This is a genomic window from Chitinophaga sp. 01L420, assembly GCF_056399985.1.
This window is the reverse complement of record NZ_JBFTSK010000051.1, coordinates 35759-57994: the sequence shown is the minus strand read 5'-3', so window position 1 is coordinate 57994 and position 22236 is coordinate 35759. Positions and strand designations below refer to the sequence as shown.

The 22236-nt window shown below is 40.7% G+C and carries 20 protein-coding genes and 1 tRNA gene; 9 read left to right on the top strand and 12 right to left on the bottom strand.

All coding sequences use genetic code 11. From position 1 onward, the window contains the following. Nucleotides 1-672: 672 nt before the first annotated feature. Nucleotides 673-888 (bottom strand): hypothetical protein, encoded by a 216-nt coding sequence (locus AC1DP6_RS31560; protein ID WP_477058436.1) that lies wholly within the window; start codon nucleotides 886-888, stop codon nucleotides 673-675. Nucleotides 889-1032: 144 nt separating this feature from the next. On the opposite strand from AC1DP6_RS31560, the gene AC1DP6_RS31555 reads away from it, so the two are divergent. Both AC1DP6_RS31555 and AC1DP6_RS31550 read left to right on the top strand, forming a co-directional pair. Then, nucleotides 1033-1809, top strand: a complete 777-nt coding sequence (locus AC1DP6_RS31555; RefSeq protein ID WP_477058435.1) for a hypothetical protein — start codon at nucleotides 1033-1035, stop codon at nucleotides 1807-1809. 58 nt (nucleotides 1810-1867) lie between these two features. Continuing rightward, nucleotides 1868-2077 carry a hypothetical protein gene (locus AC1DP6_RS31550; RefSeq protein ID WP_477058434.1) on the top strand — a complete coding sequence of 70 codons (210 nt, stop codon included), beginning with the start codon at nucleotides 1868-1870 and terminating at the stop codon, nucleotides 2075-2077. Between the two features lie 87 nt (nucleotides 2078-2164). On the opposite strand, the gene AC1DP6_RS31545 is transcribed toward AC1DP6_RS31550, so the two are convergent. After that, nucleotides 2165-2476: a helix-turn-helix domain-containing protein gene (locus AC1DP6_RS31545; RefSeq protein WP_477058433.1), complete on the bottom strand. Its 312-nt coding sequence runs from the start codon at nucleotides 2474-2476 to the stop codon at nucleotides 2165-2167. Between the two features lie 198 nt (nucleotides 2477-2674). Here AC1DP6_RS31545 and AC1DP6_RS31540 point away from each other — a divergent pair, with 198 nt between their 5' ends. The 3 genes from AC1DP6_RS31540 to AC1DP6_RS31530 all read left to right on the top strand — a co-directional run bounded on the left by AC1DP6_RS31540 (nucleotide 2675) and on the right by AC1DP6_RS31530 (nucleotide 3744). Next, nucleotides 2675-2896: a SymE family type I addiction module toxin gene (locus AC1DP6_RS31540; protein ID WP_477058432.1), complete on the top strand. Its 222-nt coding sequence runs from the start codon at nucleotides 2675-2677 to the stop codon at nucleotides 2894-2896. A gap of 232 nt (nucleotides 2897-3128) precedes the next feature. Then, nucleotides 3129-3599 (top strand): PIN domain-containing protein, encoded by a 471-nt coding sequence (locus AC1DP6_RS31535; RefSeq protein ID WP_477058431.1) that lies wholly within the window; start codon nucleotides 3129-3131, stop codon nucleotides 3597-3599. Beyond that, complete coding sequence (locus AC1DP6_RS31530; protein WP_477058430.1) at nucleotides 3586-3744, top strand: hypothetical protein; 159 nt, start codon at nucleotides 3586-3588, stop codon at nucleotides 3742-3744. Before AC1DP6_RS31535 ends, AC1DP6_RS31530 begins: the two co-directional genes overlap by 14 nt. Nucleotides 3745-4815: 1071 nt before the next feature. On the opposite strand, the gene AC1DP6_RS31525 is transcribed toward AC1DP6_RS31530, so the two are convergent. The 10 genes from AC1DP6_RS31525 to AC1DP6_RS31480 form a co-directional block, all read right to left on the bottom strand. Continuing rightward, complete coding sequence (locus AC1DP6_RS31525) at nucleotides 4816-5829, bottom strand: DUF4365 domain-containing protein (protein WP_477058429.1); 1014 nt, start codon at nucleotides 5827-5829, stop codon at nucleotides 4816-4818. 323 nt (nucleotides 5830-6152) lie between these two features. Next, a complete protein-coding gene (locus AC1DP6_RS31520) occupies nucleotides 6153-8732 on the bottom strand; it encodes a P-loop NTPase fold protein (RefSeq protein WP_477058428.1) in 2580 nt (859 codons plus the stop codon). A gap of 183 nt (nucleotides 8733-8915) precedes the next feature. Then, nucleotides 8916-9581: a hypothetical protein gene (locus AC1DP6_RS31515; protein WP_477058427.1), complete on the bottom strand. Its 666-nt coding sequence runs from the start codon at nucleotides 9579-9581 to the stop codon at nucleotides 8916-8918. A 24-nt stretch (nucleotides 9582-9605) separates the two neighbouring features. Further along, on the bottom strand, nucleotides 9606-11033 hold the full coding sequence (locus AC1DP6_RS31510; protein WP_477058426.1) for a hypothetical protein: 1428 nt from the start codon (nucleotides 11031-11033) through the stop codon (nucleotides 9606-9608). Between the two features lie 114 nt (nucleotides 11034-11147). Then, entirely contained in the window at nucleotides 11148-11828 is a 681-nt protein-coding gene (locus AC1DP6_RS31505) for a hypothetical protein (protein ID WP_477058425.1), read from the bottom strand. Further along, complete coding sequence (locus tag AC1DP6_RS31500) at nucleotides 11749-12684, bottom strand: hypothetical protein (protein ID WP_477058424.1); 936 nt, start codon at nucleotides 12682-12684, stop codon at nucleotides 11749-11751. Before AC1DP6_RS31500 ends, AC1DP6_RS31505 begins: the two co-directional genes overlap by 80 nt. Then, entirely contained in the window at nucleotides 12684-12962 is a 279-nt protein-coding gene (locus AC1DP6_RS31495) for a helix-turn-helix domain-containing protein (protein ID WP_477058423.1), read from the bottom strand. The genes AC1DP6_RS31500 and AC1DP6_RS31495 overlap by 1 nt, the downstream gene beginning before the upstream one ends. Before the next feature lie 156 nt (nucleotides 12963-13118). Continuing rightward, nucleotides 13119-14372: a hypothetical protein gene (locus tag AC1DP6_RS31490; protein WP_477058422.1), complete on the bottom strand. Its 1254-nt coding sequence runs from the start codon at nucleotides 14370-14372 to the stop codon at nucleotides 13119-13121. Between the two features lie 264 nt (nucleotides 14373-14636). Further along, on the bottom strand, nucleotides 14637-15896 hold the full coding sequence (locus tag AC1DP6_RS31485) for a site-specific integrase (RefSeq protein ID WP_477058421.1): 1260 nt from the start codon (nucleotides 15894-15896) through the stop codon (nucleotides 14637-14639). Between the two features lie 251 nt (nucleotides 15897-16147). Beyond that, nucleotides 16148-16220 (bottom strand) — tRNA-Lys (locus AC1DP6_RS31480). A 201-nt stretch (nucleotides 16221-16421) separates the two neighbouring features. On the opposite strand from AC1DP6_RS31480, the gene AC1DP6_RS31475 reads away from it, so the two are divergent. The 4 genes from AC1DP6_RS31475 to AC1DP6_RS31460 all read left to right on the top strand — a co-directional run bounded on the left by AC1DP6_RS31475 (nucleotide 16422) and on the right by AC1DP6_RS31460 (nucleotide 22002). Then, nucleotides 16422-17234 carry an SDR family oxidoreductase gene (locus AC1DP6_RS31475; protein WP_477024069.1) on the top strand — a complete coding sequence of 271 codons (813 nt, stop codon included), beginning with the start codon at nucleotides 16422-16424 and terminating at the stop codon, nucleotides 17232-17234. Nucleotides 17235-17479: 245 nt separating this feature from the next. Beyond that, nucleotides 17480-18307, top strand: coding sequence for an SAM hydrolase/SAM-dependent halogenase family protein (locus tag AC1DP6_RS31470; protein ID WP_441576295.1), 828 nt, complete (start codon nucleotides 17480-17482; stop codon nucleotides 18305-18307). After that, nucleotides 18304-18597: a putative quinol monooxygenase gene (locus AC1DP6_RS31465; protein ID WP_477058420.1), complete on the top strand. Its 294-nt coding sequence runs from the start codon at nucleotides 18304-18306 to the stop codon at nucleotides 18595-18597. Before AC1DP6_RS31470 ends, AC1DP6_RS31465 begins: the two co-directional genes overlap by 4 nt. 171 nt (nucleotides 18598-18768) lie before the next feature. Then, nucleotides 18769-22002: a glycosyltransferase family 117 protein gene (locus tag AC1DP6_RS31460; protein ID WP_477024072.1), complete on the top strand. Its 3234-nt coding sequence runs from the start codon at nucleotides 18769-18771 to the stop codon at nucleotides 22000-22002. The last annotated feature ends 234 nt before the right edge of the window (nucleotides 22003-22236 follow it).

Sequence of the window (22236 nt, the reverse complement as noted above, 5' to 3'; positions counted from 1 at the left end):
CGTATACCTGGCGCTGAGAGAGTCCTCAAAAAAATGGACCATGCCCATTAGAAATTGGGGCATGATCCTTAATCAGTTCTTAACTATATTTGGAAGCAGAGTAAAAATTTAGATAGTTAACATCCTCGATTTTTAAACTTACACACTTATTGAAATAGTCCCTTAAATACCCAATACAGGGCTGATTCCAATAAGTTCCGATGTTTTGTTTCGGTATTACCTGGTTTGTTTTGCATCGGTTTATAAACCACAACCCCCTTTACTAATAAGAATTTCAGAAAAAGGATACAGTAAATCTAAATTTATTTACTGTATCCTTTTTTGTATCCTTCCAGATTCGTTTTGTGTGATTTAGCTTTTAATGGTAAAAACAAAAAAGCCGCTTAAATACTGCGATTTAAGCGACTTTAATATCCTTTGGTATTCTTCCAGTGATCCCCTTGGGACTACATCAATGCCTTATATATCGCGGCTTTTCAGGGTTTTAAAAGTTAGTGTAACCTTTTTTGTTACCACCCGGAATAGCTTCATTTGATCAGGTTTGAAAGAACTTTTTATCCGTACAAAGATACGAAAGAAAAGCTAAAATGCTACAAAATGAATTAGGCAATAGCCCTATAACCCTGAACTGCCTTACTTTACACAGTCCTTTGACCTGGCTTTAACACGCAGTTAATGCCTTAAATACAGGTTTACTTCCTCTACTTTCAGTCCTGTATATTGACAAAACTCAGAAACACTTATGAACTGCCCCGGGTTCTTTCCGAAGGCTTCACGGATACGCTGCAACAAAAGTCGGGAGGTCCGCTCACTGCGGCCGGTGATATTTTCTATATCCCGGGCATAAATCACCATGCGGTGAGGTATTAATGTCTGCAAATTCGGCATAATCGGAATGGAAACTTTTTTGGGTTAAAATGCCGGTTTATGTTTGATGTGGTTAATCACAAATTTACTGCATTCTGCGCAGATGTGAGCCTAACGGGCTTGGCTATGTAAACAGCCCTTTTTCTTAATCTTAAATTGTTTCCAATGGCAAAACAAATGGGAATAATTCCTTTGAAAGGTACGATAGGTAATATCACCTTTTACCAATCAAAGGCCGGACACCTGGCACGCGGAAAAGGCGGACTTAATGCCGACCGCATTGCTACAGATCCTGCATTTGTTCGTACCCGTGAAAACGGAGCGGAATTTGGCAGGGCAGGTAAAGCGAGTAAGCTTCTTCGGACGGCGTTTCGCGCAATACTTTTGAATATTGGTGATAGCTACATGTCTTCCCGTCTAACCCGTGACATGGTGAAGGTGATACAGGCGGATGCAACCAATATCAGAGGACAGCGCAACGTCATTGATGGCGAGGCTGAACTGCTGAAAGGCTTTGAGTTCAATATCAACGGTCGTTTAGGTGGTACATTGTATGCACCTTTTACTACGGCGATTGATCGCGCGGCTGGGACGTTAATAGTCGATATACCGTCGTTTACTCCGGTCAATATGTTGGCTGGGCCTACAGGCGCCACGCATTTCAAAGTACAGGCAGCCGCTGCGGAAATAGACTTCGAGGCTGAAACATTCGTCAATGGGAATGCAAGCAGTGCAGAACTTCCCATAGACGCCACCGCAACAGCTGCCATGAACCTGACCGTCAGAGTAACGGACAATAGCACGAAACCGCTGTTCCTTACATTAGGCGTAGAGTTCTACCAACAGGTAAACGGCGCGCTGTATAGTTTAAAGAACGGCGCTTTCAATGCCCTGGCTGTAGTAGAGGTTTCCGGCATGCCGGCTCCTCCCCCTGGTCCGTAATGAAACGTTAGCCTGGACAAGAATGTCCAGGTAATTCTTAATCTTTAAAAAGCGTTTTATGGAGTTAATGAAACGTCTTACAGCATCAACACCACCTTTTTTTAGCAAGGTGCGTAACATAGGATTGATTCTGACCGCAATTAGTGGAGCCTTGATGGGGATTCCCGCATTACCGTTGATCGTCGCTAAGGTAGCAGGATACCTTGCTGTTGCGGGTACGGTGATGACAGGAGTAAGTCAGGCTGCCGTAAGTGAAGAAGGCGGTTAGTATTGCCTCAAATAGTTCTCCGGTTTAAAGGTGTGGTTACCTTACGGATTGTTTGGTGTAAAGGCACTCGTTTCTAACGGGTGCCTTTTATCTTTTTCCCTGTAATTTTTCTTTAGCTTCAAACGCTTCAATTACAGCCATTACATAATCTTTATTAATAGGAGAAAGTTGTTTGATCTTTATAGCCAGTGCATCTTCGGGGGTAATGTCTCTTATCAAATAGTCTAATGAACTGTCCAGGACTTCTGCAATCCTAGCTGCTATTTCGATTGACGGCTTCGATTCATCACGTTCATATTTACCGATAATATCTCGTGAGGTACCAGTTGCATCTGCCAGTTCTGTCTGTGTTAACTTTTTTTGTTTTCTCGCTATGATAACTTTTTCACCAAACGTCATAATGGATGATTTTTGCGCAAACTACCGATTTTAAATTTAATGTTAAGTGGCGGGGTGGATACGCAGATCAACAGCGTAAAGTGTCGATAATAATCCACATGAAATGACTTTTAAATGACACAAAACAAGACAAAACACTACATTTTATGTAGATTATTATACACTTTTTAAGTATATTTGTTTAAAATAATCAACATTATGGAAGACCAATCAAAAGAGCGAAAGGCTAAACTGCATTGCAAAAGTATACCACGGCTCTACGAATATATACAAGTACCGTGGTTAAACTTATCTGGCTTGTGGCTGGAAAAAGCGGGCTTTGGTATCGGAGATACTATATCTATTTCAGTAGACAAAGAAAAACTGGTAATAGAAGTGACCAGTAAGGCACCAATTGAAAAACCATATTGGGAAAAGTAAAACCAGACTTCCACCTAAGCACCAGGTACCTGAGGGCGGAAGTATCATGAACCGCCGCCCGCAGGACACCTGGCAATTAACTGTTAACCCAAAACCATATTTTATGAAATACTGTAAATCGCCAGTTTAGTCTGGTATTGAAAAACGTATTCTTATATTCAATTACTCCCACAGTAGAATACGAATACAGACCGAGAATGCAACATTGTTTTTAACCTCTCCAACAACATTTATGCTTCATGTTTATACTGACACCTCAGTAATAGGAGGTTGTTTTGACAAAGAATTTAAAGAACATAGTAACGCGCTTTTTAATGAATTCAGAACGGGGCTAAAGAAACTAGTTTTGTCTGATTTGGTTATGATGGAGCTCGCACCTGCAAAAGATGAAGTAAAAGCCAAATTAACGGAAATCCCAGACCGTTACAAGGTAGAGGTCAAAGGCCACATAAAAGCTTTTAAACTCGCAGAAACATATATAGCGGAGGGTGCGTTGACCAACAAATGCTATAATGATGCGCTGCATATTGCCCTAGCTACTTTGCATGGAGCCAATATCCTTGCAAGTTGGAATTTTAAGCATATTGTTAACCTCGATCGTATAAAGTTGTATAATTCCATTAATTTGCGGATGGGTTACCGATTAATTGAAATCAGGACCCCGCGGGAAATCTTAAAGCCAAACGACCATGAAAAAAAGTAAAAAATATGATGCTGTGGCGGAGGTTCGAAAGATCAGGGAAGAATTAAGCCTGAAATATTGGGGCCATCCTGACTTGTTACTTAAAGACTTGAAAACAGCCAGAGAAAAGTTCCACCAGGAACAAAAGGCGCTAAGAAAGCACTAATCTGCTATTTACATTGCTGTAATTCTACAGCCATAATAAAACCTCTTTCGGGATTAAGTTGATAACGGCCATCGTTGATGATGTACCAAATGCAATACCGTGCTTATACTTCGTAGGTTGTGATGGTAAGTGTGGGATATTATCAACCTGGCCGTTATTTGGTGGGACCGCCGCCAAGAGACTACCAGTTATCTGGAGACAGCCATTTATTGGGATATCAGACAAAACGATAAAAAATACAGCTGGATCAAACGCGCTAACGTCCGGGAGAATAGATGATGGGCTACTACAGCTGGGCTTATGATCCTCCGATGGTCAAAGTGATACAGCTGAACCTATATTCTATCGATGCCCCCATCATCTGTTCTCCCGGACGCCGCGCGATAGCACAATGTCGATCAAGGTACTGACGCTGGTGTTCGCGCAGCTTATTCTCCCGTCGCTAAATCAGTGTTCTGTCGTTCAGTGCTATAATCTCCCGCTAAATAGCGTTACTGTCGCTCCGCCCCGCCGCCCATCCACCCCCGGCCGCTGCGGCGGCAGCCAGAGCGCAGGCCCTGTAGCGCAGCGGAAGGGCCCAGCGAAGGCGAGCCGCAGCAGGCCGCGCCTTCGACCTCTGTCTCGCCGGGAGCGCCAGCGGACGGCAAATCAAAAATGGAAGGCCGGGGGTGGCGGGCGGGGGCGGACAAAATGGGTAGCGAAGGAATGGCGGGCGTAAAGGCCACCAATGTTAGAAACTGCCCTTAGCCAGACCGGGAGCTACCCGAACGGAGGCTGAGGGAGTGCGAAAAGGGTGACAGGGTGGAGCGCAGGCCCTGAAGCGCAGCGGAAGGGACCAGCGGAAGCCTGGCGACCTTTTTGCCGACTAAAGCCGCAGTGAGACCTCTTAACCGCTCCTATCTTCAAGAAACGCTAGAATTCTGATTTGAGCATAAGATGATTGACACTGCACGTGCTCATCAATCTTATGACCAGTTGGAGAAAATATTCAGCTCAAAAATGAAAAGGAGGCATCTAAATTCATAAAAATATGCAGTTCGAAAGGCGGCTACTACAAACAGAATAGTTTAGCTATTCTCCTTGCGATAGTCCTTTATTATCGGTATTTATCACCACATCTGGATAGGAAGTCAATAGACTGATCATTTTTGGCAGAAACCATTCCCGACAAATATCTTCATACATTGTTCCAAGGTTTGTAAGTTGGTGCCAAAGTATAAGAATACTCGAAATCGATTGCCCCAAATCATTGTCAGGATTTTGCAGCAGCGCTTTCATAAGAAGCAACTGTGTTTTTGCTTCAGTCAAAGGCATCCATTCAACATACTTCCATATATCCAGGTCTTCAATCTGTGAGATAAAATAGAGTAACTGTTTTTTCGCATCGTCGTGCTCGACTTTTATATTCTTCTCAATCTTGTCGCGATATGTAATTATCGGAAAATCTTTGTACTTAAAAAGATATCCGATTTCATTTTTTTGATAAGCGAATTTAGAGAATGCCGCAAGCAGTTTGGACCTTTTGCCATAAAATTTCAATGCAGTATTAGATATATCATTATTTGATAATATATTAAGAACAGGAATTTTGACTGTCACGGTTTCTTGCTTGGTATATTGCGGATTCTGTGGCAGAATAATCTTATCTATATAATCATTCAGACAAATGAAATACACATTATCTGAGTTTAAATCAACCAAAAACAACAGTACAGATACGCCACCTCCCAAAGATTGTATAGTCAATAATGAATTGGTATCGAATGAGTACTTTACAACGTCTAAAATAGCAGAGTCATTTTTATCTTCCTTCCAAACACCCTTTGCTACATTCCCCACAGCGTATATTTTATCTTGCTTAATCTCTAGCTCTTTAACTGCTTTTACCTGCACATAAATAAATTCCCCTAACGTTTCAGCCACTTCATCGTTGATAGGTTCAAAGAGTTCAATGACAAGGTCAATTCCGTAATCCGGTCGGTTGAACTCACGGATTACCCATTCCTGCGGAATTTGTTTTCTTATAATTTCGTAGGATCGGTCTTCCATAATGTGCTGGAAAACACGTTGTTTTTTTCGCGCCATAAGTACATTCAATTAACTGGAATGCCACAAATATAATGTTTGCTAACTAGCAAAATCTTATAAAGCACATAAATTTATTTTATAAACCGCACGAAATAAAGGAAATAATATAGTCGGGGTATATCTTGTGTTTATCAGTAGTATTGACTTTAAGATTCAATTAGATTGAACATTGCAAGAGTTCTGCTTTCCCAGCTATTGCTGCGGTATCTTAGTTATTGAAAAGTCGGGGGGGAATCCATTTACTTAATAATTGAATTAAACATAGGATCCTACAATAGATCATACACATTTATGCAAATGACTGAAATTTTATTGATTAATTAACCTCTTTTTTTAGCCGGAATTTTTGCAAAACTAAACGGAATATACTTAGAGAAACCTTCTTTTTCAAATTCAGTGAAGAAGTCCTTAAACTCCTTTAGATATTGCCATTTCATCTCATCCTGCTCGAAGAGAACATCCTTGAATTTTGTCCAATCTTCAAAAATTACAGGCACAGATTTACTTATCGCGAATAGCTTTTTCCCGAACTGTTCAGGCTCAATAATCATTAAAAGATATCCGTCGAAATCTTTGGTTAAAATAAATCTTTTGAATATTTCTGTCGCTTCGACTGGAATTGACTTTCTAGATTCCATATCTCCACCATAACCGGTAGTATTTGTTGTTTGTTCTGTTAGCCAATACAACCGAAAGAACATTTGATCCACATGAGTATGCTCAACACAATATTTCTCAAAGTATGATAAACTTATTTCCTTCACTTCATCTTGGCTCAATGGAAATGAATATTTTTCGTATTGATCGTTTACCATAAAAAGAAGTTCCGCTGCAAAAAGATAGGGTGAAGGCTCATTATAGAGAACCGTTGTAATAAACTTCTTAAGAGCTTCTTTCCCTCCATGATTGGCATATAGCGTTTCAGATGTTTTATCATTATAATCACTTAACTTATTAAGCAAATCTCTGCCCTCATAGCCAATTAGATTTGAAGCCGTATCTTTAATAGATGTTTGATTTGCCAAATAAAATATACCCTTTATTATATTTTCGAAATCCTGTTTGTCATCATAAGTTCTAATCTCAACAAACCGATTCCTCAGATCTACTTCTAGTCCCTTTGTTACCCATTCAGATATTTTCTCTACAAACTCTTCAAATTCTTTTGATCGAGCAACACTAAACTCAATTTCTGACAGATCTCCTTTTAAAAGATTATAGGCGAAGTATCTATAGAACTTACTTGGATAAATAATGGATTGAATATTATTACTTTGATAACTATACCGGCCAATTCTATTAGGAAAGATACTTTCAACGAAAGTAGTTATCCTTTCTATATCATTCTTCGGAACAGAAAGTGCCTTGTGGTTCTCCTCTAAGTAAATACTAAGTTTGAATTGGCCAATTCGCGAATCACCTTTTGGTGCACTAGCATCGGCTACTTTTGACAATTGATATACAAATCCGCCAAAACCATCATTCTTTGACTCTAAGACTTTATCCGTTTTAGTAAATAATAAATTGTGAACCGCCGGGAATTTAAGCCTCAAAAGCTCTATTACAATAAAATCTCTTATGTCAATATTTCCAAGAAGGAGATCTGAATTTAAGGTTATCGTATTTGTCAACCTCGTTACATCTCGCATCGTTTCTAACCAATGGCTAAAATTAGATGGGCGGACCATTTCAGTACCAATAATACACTCAGAAATAGCATTATGATAATTACTCGGTAAAGATTTACACAGCCTTTCTACCAGCTTATAACGTAATACGCTGTTCTCAAAGTAAGGAAGGGTTAATTCCAACTGAAAAATCTTTTCCAGGAATTGCTCATTATTATATGGATTATGCCCTTTTAATGCATTTAAAATATAATTCCTGTCATATGCAACAATAAAGAATGTGTTATAAAAATTCGCTGTATTTCGAATTATCCTTATGATCTCTAGAATTTCATCCTTATCTAATCTATCCAAATCATCTATGTAGACAATAATTTTTTTGTTAATAACTTTTAATGATTCATTAATCTCCTTAAATAGGCTATTTAGTGAAGTATTGCCTACAAATTCCTGGATTAATACTTGAGCAGATTGAGTAAAAGTATTATCATTTATTTTTATTAATTTCCCTGAATACTTATTTAATATTCTTGCAATAGAAGAATGATATGGACTTAACGCCTCTTGAATGCTCTCAAAAAAATCAATAATTATAGCCTGTGGTGTTTGACTATTCCAGGGATTAAAATCTATCCCAATTACGTCATCCTTTAGTTCTCTCTTTAATAGATTAATAAACGAAGTTTTACCCAGTCCCCATTTTCCGTTTATACCAATTGCGTATGACACCTCAAAATGACTACTTACTATTTTCTTAGACAATATCTTCGCATATGTGGAATACCCTAAACTGTCAATATGTTCTGTTCCTAAAGGAATATCTAAATGCAGTGAATTCTTGCTATTCTCCGGCAACTCCGGTTTTGAATACTTAAATAAGAAAAGATTTATTGCAGACACAACAAGAAATGTATCCCCATATTTAATATTAGGAATTAACTCAAAACCTTGAAACTGCCAAACATCCGAAAAAAATCGATAGTAGCAATAAAATATGGAGCCTAACAAGTAGAAACTCACTAATTGATATGATAGTATGTGTTTTTTCACCCTTGGTGACACATAAAGGATGGCATATACAATTATTAAAAGAAAGCAAAAATCATTTATCAAACTCGTCTTAATGTTGCTAAAAAGAGGGATTACCAAAGTTTTTGTAATAATTGATTCTATAGGAATATGAAATAGAATTATAGCTATTATTATTAAATAATAAAGGTGAATTTTTCTATTATTTATCAAGTAAGACAACTTGCCTACGAATGGTTTCATTTTGAAGAAAATTTGAATAATGGGAATTTCTAGGTGGCCATGCCTGATGCGGTAAATTTCAGTATTATTAATAAATATTATCGGGAGCAGTAATCACCGTTATTTGCTGCGCTTTTAGTATCCAATATCCAGGAATAATCCATATACATCTAATCAATCTTTCTTGCATAATATACAGTTTAATTATTTAGATCTATTCTGTATTTCAATAGAATTGAGAACAAACAAATTCAACTCATAGATCAAATTCTGTAATTGCCTAAGAGTTCCTACAAATTTAATAACCATACCGCAAAACACTTCAGTATTCAATTTGAGTACAGTATCATAATAGAGTACAAAATCATCCGAAATGTGCCCGCATATAATATTCCTGATTTCCGACATTTCTTTTTGATAACCAAACTCTTTCTTGAAAGATTTAATTTCCTTGGATACTTCGTCGTAAGATATTGCCATCTTTGGGACCTTTTGCAAAATCATCTCATATAGGCTCTGGCGATATTTATGATAGGTATTGATAGTTTCATAAATTACGAGATATCCATTCTTAATAAAGTGAACAAGTTCCCAAGTGTGCCTAGAAACGTATAGGTTTTTGCTAACAACCATTAAATCCATACTGGAAATGGTCAATAATGCCAGCAAATTTGATAATTTATGTAAATTGGATATCTCCTCCAAAAGATCAGTTCCCAAATTGCTATTTTGAGATAGTCCAACGCAATATTTGGCTATTGAATAACCCTTTTCAAGAATATCAGTATTAAATGGCAACGTCGAATCTATGATTTCAATTAGTCCATTCTTGGCTAAGGAAGGTATTCTTTCTGGTTGTATTTCGCTCATTCTCTAGATTTTTAAAATGCAACATCAGATTTTCCAAAATTTGAGAAGAAGAGTTATCCGAAACTGCTCAATACAACAGTAGGATATCTCCACTTTTCCAACAAACCATTTTCTGCCATACCATCTATTCTCGGATAGCTCTATATTCTCCTTTTGAGAATCATACATTGCACGGCCTCTAATATCAGGTCCAAATATTTCTACTACCTTATTTGTTAAAGATTCTATCTCAGAATAAAATTCAAAATTTGATAAATTTTCATTCTTTTTAAAGAGAACTATTGACCTTGATTGATCCGGATTATAATTTACTTGCAACCTATTGAAAAAATCTAAGGCATATAGATCCAAGACATGCAAATTAATTATCTTTCCGTCATCTTCAGTTTGAGTATAGACAATTGGGAAATTCAAGATCATCTCAGGTAGCTGACTCAATAAATCATCTCCGGCGCTACTAATATCAGATAGATGATTATTGACCACCTCCAATGCTTCAATGCTACTACAGACCCTAGTTTTGATATTGAAATACTCGTACAATACTTTTGCCTTTTGATATGTATTATTATCATCGGTAATAAAATAATCGCAGTAAGCACCGTAGTAAACATGACAAGCATCTTGCAATAGGTTTTTAAAACGTGAATCTTTGTAGTACCCACAGAAATCTAACGTTAAGAATGAATTCACTAGCCGCTCATAATTCGACAGTTCCTTCCCATTATTTATGCTTTTGACCGTATCTTCAACAAACTCATCAAAAGTTTTCTTTAAAGAACTTTTCTGGAGATTTTTACTTATTAACTCAATAGGGTTCCCCTTTTGCGAGTAGTCATGATTCATTTTAAGGGTCTCTAAAGACTTATTCCGCAGTTTTCTATAAAAATCTGGATCATCTTGATACCTGTTCATCATTTTTATTGTATCCGAAAGTAGGTCGTATTGGCTACCATTGGAAATAGTATCACTAAATACTTCTTTAAATGAATCGAATCCCTTGGGATACTTAGAAATAGCATCTGCAACATCTGAAGCAGGGGTCACCTTCAGCAATTGTAAGTAAAGTGCTTTAAGCGAATCGAATAAAGGATCTTCTATAGGTTTAAAAACATTATCAATTGTAAAAGGCTCATCATTCAGTAGTTGAAAAAAATATTCCTTAATATTATATATCTCTGGATAGGTCGCATTCTTATGATAATTAAATGCTAAGCAATGGCTATGAGTTATTTTCTCCAAGAAATCTAGATCTTTCAATGTTTCCATTCTCCCGTGATCCGATTTCCTATAACTAGTAATTAAGTCATTTAAATGAGCAGAAGTAAAAGGTATCAAAAAGATATCGGGATGTTTCTCAAGCGCATCAGACAATAATTTAAAATCTTCACCTTTATCTTGTTGAGTACGTATTTTTGATATTATGTTCCAGTCCAAATACAGTCTAATCATATGGAGTTAAGAGTTTTTACAGCCAATGCTCAAATCAAGAAAGTAAATATAACGAAATCATAATTTATGAACAGATATTTTCATTTACTCAGCTCGATTTTAGAATAAGTCCCATTATCTTTTATCACACGAATCAATTTCAAATGATAGTAAGTTAAACATCGCTCTCATTCTACTCCTTAGCCTATTCCCATATAGATCCTCGAGCTCCTGGCTATTCAAATTTGTTGTCACATGAGTTATCATCTTATTTGAAATTTGCAAATCATACCGTGAAAGCAATATCTCCCCCATCACATTACAATTATTTCCCCAATAATTCACCGTCTGTTCGAGCCCCAGGTCATCAAAGCAATATACCCTTGGTACATTTGTGTACGGAAAGAATGCATTCTTGCTATACCGGCTTATAACATCATACCCTATCCGACTAAACTCAAAGCTGATCTCCCGGCAGGAAACCATATGCGGCCGATACGACTCCGGCGCCAAGGGCCTCATAAGTGTCATAAGAGAGGTCTTACCACAGCCGATCCGGCCAGTAAGCAAAATACCCTTGTGCAGATCTATACCCTCGGCAGCAGAAATCGCCTCGTCCTGCAGGAAGTACGCCAGCAGTTTCACCACTACCGGCCGGTCTATGTCATCAATCCGGAATCGCGGGCCATACACATTCTTTCCATGTTCCTCCAGTTGCTGCATCAGCAGGTAGTAATCATAAGGGCTCTGAATAGCTTTTGTTTTCATTGACGTGGAGCCTTCCTGGCCCAGTTGATTGTTTGGTGTATCTGTCATGGGTTAAAGTTTTAAGAGAGGGAATATTTAGTATCCATTTGTGGGCAGCAGCCTGCCAGTCGGTGATCAGCGTCTTGCCCGATTGTCGCCAGCCATTGGCCTGGTAGTGGTGGAAAAACTTTCCTGCTTCCATCGCCGGGTAGACGTGGGTATTAAAAAAGTCCTGCACCTGGGGCAACGTGGGGAGAACACGCCCGGTAGCATCTGCATTTTCCGCGCGGGGTGTATACTGATCGCGTTGGGGATTTTTAATTTCATTTTTATAATTTTTTTTTGAGAGCGAGAGCATGTTTTCTCTCTCTCGTTTATACTTGTTTATTTGTTTATTAAAGTGTCGCAAAATTGCGACTGGTATAGTATCACTTTTGCGACAAGGCATAGTCGCATTTTTGCGACACGAACCAGTATCATTTTTGCGACACGGCGTAGTCGCATTTTTGAGACTATCGCCGGTATCACTTTTGCGATTGGAGTGATTATTTGGGGGATCTAATTCACCCCCATTTAATTCATCAAATAGCTGAAGTTGCGTAGTGTCATCCTCAGATGATCCTGGAAGCGGAAGAATGGTAACAATACCAGGCATGGTTAATCGGCCCTGCTGATACAGAATATAGCCATAGGAATGGAGCTCTTTTATACAACGGCTATATGTATTCATGGATCCGATACGGCTTAGTGAAATGACTTCGTCGCGCAGGATGGGAAAAGACTTTTTAAAATGGCACTGATTCCAGATTTGGAACAAAGCCATATAAAGGCTGACATGATTGGTATGTAAGCGATCATCTCTCCGCACCTGCGCGAAGAAGGCATTTACATGCCTGATGTAATTAGGCTGTGTAGCTGTTTTCATCAGGAATGTTTTAAGTCTTTCTTTTTGCCACCTAGTAGTTTGAGGATATCATCATGATCGTAAAAGATCAGACCTCCAATTTTGGTATAAGCAAGCGTACCGTTTATACGCATGTTTTGGAGGGTACCAGGTGAAATACTAAGGAGGTCACGGACCTCATGGGATTTTAGCCATTTGCGGGGTTGAATGGCTGGAGCGTTATGTAATTCGCGTAGCTCTCTGAATAATTCTGTTTTGAAGACCGCGAAATCTTCACGGGTTAGAATTTCTACTGCCATAAGTTTTGAGGTTGTTTGGTATGGCAGCAAAGAAAAAAATATTTCCTACGCAAGAACAGTCACAGGGGTACTGGTACCCCCTGTAACTATTTGATTATTAATAGGAAGAATTTGGCATAATTATTTTCATCATATGACATCTAATATATGAGAAGTCTATATTATCATAGAAATACCCAGCGTAAAGAAAGCGGCAACACTCAATCCCTTATGAGAGAACTTAACCAGATCAGTTAGAATATCGCGTACCGTTTTGGATACAGCTGCGTTGTCCTTATAGAAATTGCTTCGCAGACTGCCCGGAGAAACACTGTCCTGTTTAACAGTGGTAAAGAAATGGGAAAAGAAATCCAATACCTCCGTTCTGTTCTTATTGAGATAAAAACCACTCTCCATCAGCAATCTGAGAAAATTGCCAAGCTGCGGCACTGAGAAGTTCGTCAATACTTTAAAGTCTTTCCAACGGCCCAGCTCTTCAGAGGTATGACTGCAGGCCTCCAATGACTCTTTATCTTTCTGGTAAATGACTTCTTCTGCCAGCCAGGACTGTAACTGAGTTTGAAGGGAAGCGCGTAGTTTACTATAGGCAAACCCTGGTTTAACGGTAGCCTGGTTAACCTTCTTTTGAAGATAAATAAGCCTGTCCAGTTTTTCACGGATGGTAGGTAAATTTTCAATTTCGGTATTAATAGCTTCCGTCCAGTAATCGAAATATTGTACACTGTTAAAATTGAGATAATGCAAGATCTTCTTTAATCTCTCCGTTAAATCCTCTACCCTGTCATCCAGCAATTCAAACAGCTGCTTCTTCATTTCCTTTAAGAAATAAAGCTGCCGATAACTGATTGAAACATCTGTCCGATCAGCTTTTATACAATAAGTGAATGGCTGAAATACTATTGACAGTAAATGCTTATCAACGGCCGTTGCTTCAAACCGCTCTCTTAGCAAGTTAATATCCTGGAACAGGGTAGCCTTGGCCGTTATCAGATACGAAGATGGAAGCCGGCAGTCAATGTCCAAATAACGCTCAAACTTACGTTCCAGAAATAAAAGGAGCTCACTTAGGTTGCAGTAAATAATCTTATAAAGATTTAGCCAGGTAACTTCCGTTAATGATACCTGATGACAGGTAAGATCAGCCTCCGGCAGGAAGGACGCCATTTCCTCTATTAGTAATACCAGTTGGTGCTGATGCATACTGACGTACCAATCTACCTGTTTTCTTTTTCCAAGATCACATAGGTATTGATTAAATCTTTGCAGCATGCTATTCTTATGACTGATGATATCTGAAACTGCGAAAGTGAAAAAATTACTGTCTGGTTCTTTCTGTTTGGAGGTAGCTTGTTTCAGGTCAACATGAATCAGTTTTTCGAAATAGGAAAGTTGATAATGCTGGTGCTGCATAATAATGGATGATTTTGAGGTGATTTGTCAAGTTTGGGTTATCTACATAAAAATGCTAGTGATCAGCTCTTCACACGATTGGAATTAACATTCTGGACAGCAACACAACAATAGCTATATAACTGCATTTTAAATCATTTTTGAATATAAGCATACTAGCCAATAAATTACTTGACATTTATCAATATTCAATAGTTATAATATGCTTATGAAAATCAAGGTAGGCAATGATTACAGCCATATGCCCACCTTGATAAGTTTACATTAGGCAGCGGCATGCGATGTGAGAGAAACCGGCAAGGAAAGATTAAATATGCTCTTCAATGTTTTCATATCTCCGCTGACTTTACTGGCAACAATCTTCGCATAAATCTGCGTTGTCCGGATAGATTTATGCCCCAGCATGGCACTTACTGTTTCCAACGGTACCCCATTGGCCAATGTGACGGTTGTAGCAAATGTATGCCGGGCGGTATGCGTAGTAAGGTTCTTATTGATACCACAGAGGTCTGCCACCTCTTTGAGGTAACCGTTGAAACGTTGATTGCTGTTGATTGGCAGGAGAACATTATTTGCCACGCAATAGGGATGATTTTTGTATTTAGCAAGAATCTCCTTTGCGATAGGTAACAAAGGTACGTTTTCACGGCACCAGGTCTTTTCCCGATTCTTTACAATCCAGTCTTCGCCATCAAAGAATTTGGAGATATTATCAGGGCTCAGCATTAGCGCATCTTTATAGGCATAGCCGGTAAGCGCCATAAAAAGATAGGCATCTTTGGTTTCCTGCAGGCGTGGAATTTTGAACTCTTTGTGATATAAGGTGCTGAGCTCTTCAATGCTCAGTATATCACGTTCCGGATTTACATAGGTACATACGTAATCCTCCAAAGGATTTGTACTAAGCCATTTCCTTTGAACGGCCAGCTTTAAAACCTGTTTTACATTTTTCAGGTACTTCATGGCGGTATTATCCTGGATCCCCTCCGTAAGGGTCATGTGATCGAAGAAGTCTTCCGCAAAAGCATATTCAATTCTTTCTGTCGGGATATCGGGGAGTTTAAATACTGTTTTCAGAAAAGTAACCACCTTTTCCTTTGTGGTATACCATTTCTTCAGTGTGCCTTCGGAACGTTTTTCTTTTTCTACTTTCTCTTTGAATTTTTCGTTGTGGTAGTCGATGACCTGTATTAAGGTCTTTTTCTCTATGCCTATCCCCTGGTATGCATTCTTCAACATGGTAGGGGTAACGGTAGGGCCTTGCGCCTTCAGAAGATTGTAGTGCCGGATCAGCTCTCCCCTTACATGAAGAATATGTTTGTTGATCTCGATGGCCTCCATCGATTTGCCGGCAACTTCGGCGGCTTTATTATTAAATCTTGCCGGTTCCACCTGGTACCCCAGAGAGAAACCATCCCGCTGCCCATCGATGATAATACGCAACATAATAGTTGCCTTGCCGGCGGGGTTCTTGTTGTCCTTCCTTAACCAGCATGAAATTGATAATTCCTGACTTACTTTCATGTTCTTTGTGGGTTTTAGGTTAACGCCTTTGGTGTTGTTTGGTATTAATTGTTTTGGTTTGAAGTCCTAAAACCCTGATCAGTGAAGCATTACAGAGAGAAAGGTTACACTAAATTTAGGTATTGCAGGTGTAACCTTTTATGTTACCATTCACCTTCGTTTTGAATGATAAACCTTTGTAGCCTAAAAACAGAAAAGCCGCGTAAATCGTGCGATTTATGCGGCTTTGATACTGTTTGTATTCTTTGTTGTGATCCCCTTGGGACTCGAACCCAAGACCCATACATTAAAAGTGTATTGCTCTACCAACTGAGCTAGGGAATCGTTTGCTGTTAAGCGGCTGCAAAAATAACAATATTTTTTTTCCTGCCAAATTTTTCTTCTAAAAACCTTCAAACTCAACGTAGAAAAGCATTACAAGCAACTAAACATACAAAGCAGCAGTTACAGTAATGTAAATAAGAAGTAATAAAATGCTGTTACTATCATCTTCTCGCCTATTTTTGTGGGGCTTAAATTATACCCATGAAAACATACTTTCAAAACAAGACGGTTGTCATCACCGGTGGATCGTCAGGAATTGGAAAAGCACTGGTATCGGAATTATTGGCGCATGGAGCTACGGTAGCCGTTTGTGGCAGAAAGCAAAATGCCCTCGATGCCTTACAACAGGAAATCAATAACAAGGCGCTATATACTTTTGTAGCGGATGTTAGTATAGAGGCAGACTGCAAAGCGTTTATTGAAAGTACGATTGCGAAGTTCGGGAAGATAGATATACTCATTAACAATGCGGGTATTTCTATGCGTGCCATGTTCCGTGATCTGGAAGTGGGTGTGTTGAAGTCACTGATGGATATCAATTTCTGGGGTACTGTGTATTGTACCAAATTTGCGTTTGAATCTATTCTGGCAAATAAGGGAACAATTGTAGGGGTATCATCTATTGCAGGGTACAGGGGCTTGCCGGCGCGTACAGGTTACTCGGCTTCTAAGTTTGCGATGCAGGGCTTCCTGGAAGCGCTGCGGACAGAAAATTTACATACAGGCGTTAACGTGATGTGGGTATGCCCGGGCTTCACGGCATCGAATATCCGTAATACGGCACTGAATCCTAAGGGGCAGGCACAGAGTGAAACGCCGCTGGAAGAAGGAAAGCTGATGAGTGCTGAGGCGGTGGCAGCTGCAATAGCGAAGGCAATCGCCAAACGTAAACGTACCCTGGTACTCACCGGTCAGGGCAAGTTAACGGTGCTGCTGAGCAAACTGTTGCCGGGCTTTTTGGATGGTATGGTATACAATCACTTTAAAAAAGAACCAGGTTCTCCCCTGCAGTAATAAACAATTATTTCACTTTAGCCGTTAACGTTAGTGTGAAAAAATTCCACCTAAATAACGATCGCATCGGGTTTTTTGTCTTTATTTGCACTAAGTTTAGCTCACATAACCCCCATGGCATCTTTTTTGGAAGGAAAGCGCACATTTAATTTGTCATTCTGATTGTGAGAAAACAGATAGCATAGTGAGGACGGGATTTGAATTGTGGGTTTTGAACATAGGGATTTGGATTTAGATTTTCTGGCATGTCCATCATAACATTAACATCAGACATAGGAATGCAGGATTACCTGGTAGGTGCCATTAAAGGGCAGCTCTGGCAATACTGCCCGGAATGTCATGTTACGGACATCACACACCATATAAGCCCTTTTAACTTACCACAGGCTGCTTACATCTGCAAAAGCGCCTTCGCTTACTTCCCACTGGGTACCTTCCATTTTGTATTGATCAATTTATTTGACAAACGACCGGATCATGTACTGGTGGCGGAGCACAACGGGCAATACATGGGCTGTGCCGACAACGGACTGCTAACAATGATTGTTGGAGGTATGCCGGAGAAGGTAATCAAAATACCGTTGCCTGCTGATGCACCCAAAAATACCTTTACTATCATACAACTCCTGGCATCAGCTGCCAGGGAATTGAGCCGCGGCAAGGCGCTGGGTGAACTGGGACCATTAACCCAACAGATCAATGTAAAGAACAACCTGCAACCGCTGGTAGGCGATGATTTCATAGAAGGGCAAATCATTCATATCGACAGCTTCGAGAACGTGGTGGTGAACATCACCCGGCAACAGTTCGATATGCAATGCAAGAATCGCCGCTTCCGTATCTTCTTCCGCCGCGATGAAGTCATCAACCAGGTCAGCGAAACATATGCCGATGTACCGGAAGGAACCAAACTAGCCCTCTTCAATGCGGCCGGGTACCTGGAAATCGCCATTAACAAAGGAAATGCTGCCGGCCTTTTCGGCCTTCAGGGCTTTAGAAGAGATCAGCTTACCCAACCCTCCGGATACCAGCAACTGTCGTACTACCAAACTGTAAGAATAATTTTTCAATGATTAACCGTATCGTTAAAATGGAATTTGACCCGGAAAAAGTAAACAGCTTCCGGGCCCTCTTTTCGCAACAACAACAGCTGATCCGCCATTTCCCCGGATGCACGCACCTGGAACTATGGGAACATCCCGCTTCCGGAAATACCTGGTTTACCTYCAGCCAATGGGAATCTGAAGCCGCGCTAGAGAAGTATCGTGCGTCAGACCTCTTCCGCGAAACCTGGGCCGCTACCAAAGTCCTGTTCAACGCAAAACCTGCCGCCTGGACTGTACAAACCGCCGTTAGCCTCTAACTTATTGAAGTTTAATGCTTTTTTAATCTCCCCGCTAACACAAAACGGGAGCCTAAAAGCTAATACCTAAAGGCTAACAGCTAAAAAGATATTTACAAAAAGTTAAAACTGTTCGTCAGATTAGCATAATTTGCTGTTTTTTATATTTTTGTCGGACCTTAAAACAACCTTATGAATTTTAAAAGGACCAACAACATGGTCGGCTGGGTCATCTGCATCATTGCCTGCTTTGTTTACATTAAAACGATGGAAGCTACAGGCAGCTTGTGGGACTGCGGCGAGTTTATTTCAAGTGCCTACAAAGTACAGGTTCCACATCCGCCCGGAGCACCGTTGTTCGTGTTGCTTGGAAGATTGTTTAGTATGTTCCTGAAACCTTCTCAGGCTGCATTGGGCGTTAATACCATGACTGCCCTGGCCAGTGGTTTCACTATTTTGTTCCTGTTCTGGACCATCACCCACTTCGCACGCCGACTGATGGTGAAAGCCGGTGAAGAAATTTCACAGGAAAAAATGATTGCCATCATGGGTGCTGGTGCCGTAGGTGCACTGGCTTATACCTTTTCCGATTCATTCTGGTTTTCCGCCGTTGAAGGTGAAGTATATGGCATGTCCTCTTTCTTTACCGCCATCGTTTTCTGGGCGATCCTGAAATGGGAACATGAAGCCGATGAACCTTATGCAGACCGCTGGATCGTATTGATCGGCTACCTGCTGGGACTCTCTATCGGTGTCCATCTCCTTAACCTCCTCACCATCCCCGCCATGGTAATGGTGTACTACTTCAGACGCTTCAAAGTAACCGGATGGGGTACTTTCTGGGCGTTTGTAGCTGGTTGTGGTATCACTGGTCTGGTACAGAAATACCTGATCCAGGATACTGTTAAGGCCTCCGGATACATGGACGTATTCTTCGTAAACACCCTCGGAATGGGATATTTCTCCGGATTTATCTTCTATTTCCTGTTGATTATAGCAATACTGGCGATTGGTTACAGAAAACCGAAATTCGGCCTGTACGCGCCTTTCATCGTAATCGCCACCGTTATCCTGGTACCTGCATTTAATGATGCCAGCGGCGGGGTTATCTTCTTCAAATTTGTACTGGCAGCGTTCTTTGTGGCTATCCCTTACCTCATGAAAGTGGTGGGTATAAAAACAGATTTCGCCAAAGCCACCCATTTCAGCCGCCTCACGATCACTTTCGTGCTGTTCATGCTGCTGGGCTACTCTACTTATATTACTACCATGGTACGTTCTACTGCCAATCCTTCAGTAGATATGTATAATGTAGACAACCCCATTTCCCTGGTAGGTTACCTGGGTCGTGAACAATACGGTGATTTCCCGCTGATCTATGGTCAGGTATTTACGGCTCGTCCGGTTGAATACAAAGAAGGTGGCAACATCTACGCACGTGGTCCTAAGAATTATGTGGTAGCTGGTAAAAAAATGGATCCGGTATATGCACCCGAAGACATGATGCTGTTCCCACGTGTATGGGATGCCAGCAATGATCAGGGTCATGCTGACTTCTATAAATCCTGGCTGGGATTACAACAGGGCGAAAAACCAGGCTTGGTGGATAACGTGAAGTTCTTCCTCCAATACCAGGTAAACTTTATGTACTTCCGCTACTTCATGTGGAACTTTGCCGGTAAACAAAATGATACACAAGGCTACGGTAACGTACGCGATGGTAACTGGATTTCCGGTATTCCTTTTATAGATAACCTGATTTATGGCGACCAGGGCATGTTGCCGGACAGTCTGAAAGATAACAAGGCACACAACACCCTGTTCTTCCTGCCGTTCATTCTCGGTCTGCTGGGCTTCTTCTATCAATATAATAACCACAGGAAAGATACCCTCATTGTATCCCTGCTGTTCTTCTTTACGGGTTTTGCGATCATTATTTACCTGAACCAACCCGGTAACCAGCCGCGTGAACGTGACTACGCTTTTGTAGGCTCTTTCTACGCATATGCGATCTGGATTGGCTTAGGAGTATTGTCGGCCTACAGTTTCCTGAGAAAGAAAATTAAAGGCGCCGCTAGTCCTGTTCTGGCTACCGCCATCTGTTTACTGGCAGTACCGGTACTCATGGCATTCCAGGAATGGGATGACCACGATCGTTCTACCAAGTACGTGGCAAGAGACGTGGCGAAAGACTACCTGGAATCCTGCCAGAAAAATGCGATCCTGTTTACCGTAGGTGATAACGATACTTATCCGCTCTGGTACGCACAGGAAGTAGAAGGCATCCGTCCGGATATCCGCGTGATCAACCTGAGTCTCCTCGGCGTTGACTGGTACATTGATCAGATGCGCAGAGCCGTAAATGAAAGTCCGGCTATTCCAATGACCTGGTCTGCTGATAAATACCAGGGCGAAAACCGCAACTACATCCGCTTCTTCGATCCGGGTAATATTCCTGCCAACAAGTCCTTTAACCTGATCGAGATCATGAACTTCATGGGAAGCGATGATCCTAACAGTAAAGTGACTACACAGGATGGTGGTGCAGAAAACTTCCTGCCTACCCGTCAGTTGTATATTCCGGTAGACAAACAGGCTATTCTCGCAAATGGTGTGGTGGCAGCGAAAGACAGTGCGAAGATTTTACCTTCCATGCCTTTCAAAATCACTAAAAACTACCTGCTGAAAAATGACCTCGCCGTATATGACATCATTTCTGCCAACAACTGGAAAAGACCTATCTACTTTACCAGCCCTACAGATCTTGGCCTGAATGAATATATGCAAACAGATGGTCTGACTTATCACCTCGTGCCATTGGCTAAGCAAACAGCTGCTGATCCGCTAGGCATGGATATCAATGCGAACGTAGGCGTGATGTATGATAACCTGATGCACAAATTTGAGTTCGGTGGCGCACAAACCCGCGGTACCTACTTCGATGAGCCCAACAGGAAAATGATCATGTACCTCCGTCAGGCATTTACTAAATTGTCTGTAGCCATGACACAGAATGGTATGTCGAAAGACAGCGCCCTGAATGTGCTTCATTATATGGATAAAGGTATACTGGAAACTAACTTCCCGTATGCAATGACTACTCCGGGCAACATGCACAACTATACCTCCATCCAAACCATCTACGCTTATTACATAGCGGGTGATGCGAAGAGGGCAGATGAACTGGCAGACAAAGTGATCAGAGATTGCGAGCAACAGCTGCGCTACTATGCACAACTGCCTGCCAGCAAAATGACCAACGACTTACAACGCGATGGCCAGAATGCACAACAGTTCATTACCTGGTTACACCAGATGAAATCTGACTATGGTGTAAACGGCACTAAAAGAAATAAAGAAGGCGTAATACAAATGAATACAGAAGATTCTAACGCTGTACCAGCTGCAGAAGATACTTCGAAGTAATCATCTGCCGAAAAAAGGAAAGCCCATACCAGTAACGGTATGGGCTTTCCTTTTTTATATACTACCTGTTATAGTTTCCCTTCGGGAGAAGTCCTGCTGACTACCATCTCCCCTGTTTTTAATTTCCCTTCGGGAGAAGTTAACCTTCGCCGGGCGCGTTCAACAATACGCTAACAACAATACCAATCATCTACATCAGTCTAATCCTGCCAAAGGCAAACCCCTCCTCTTCCG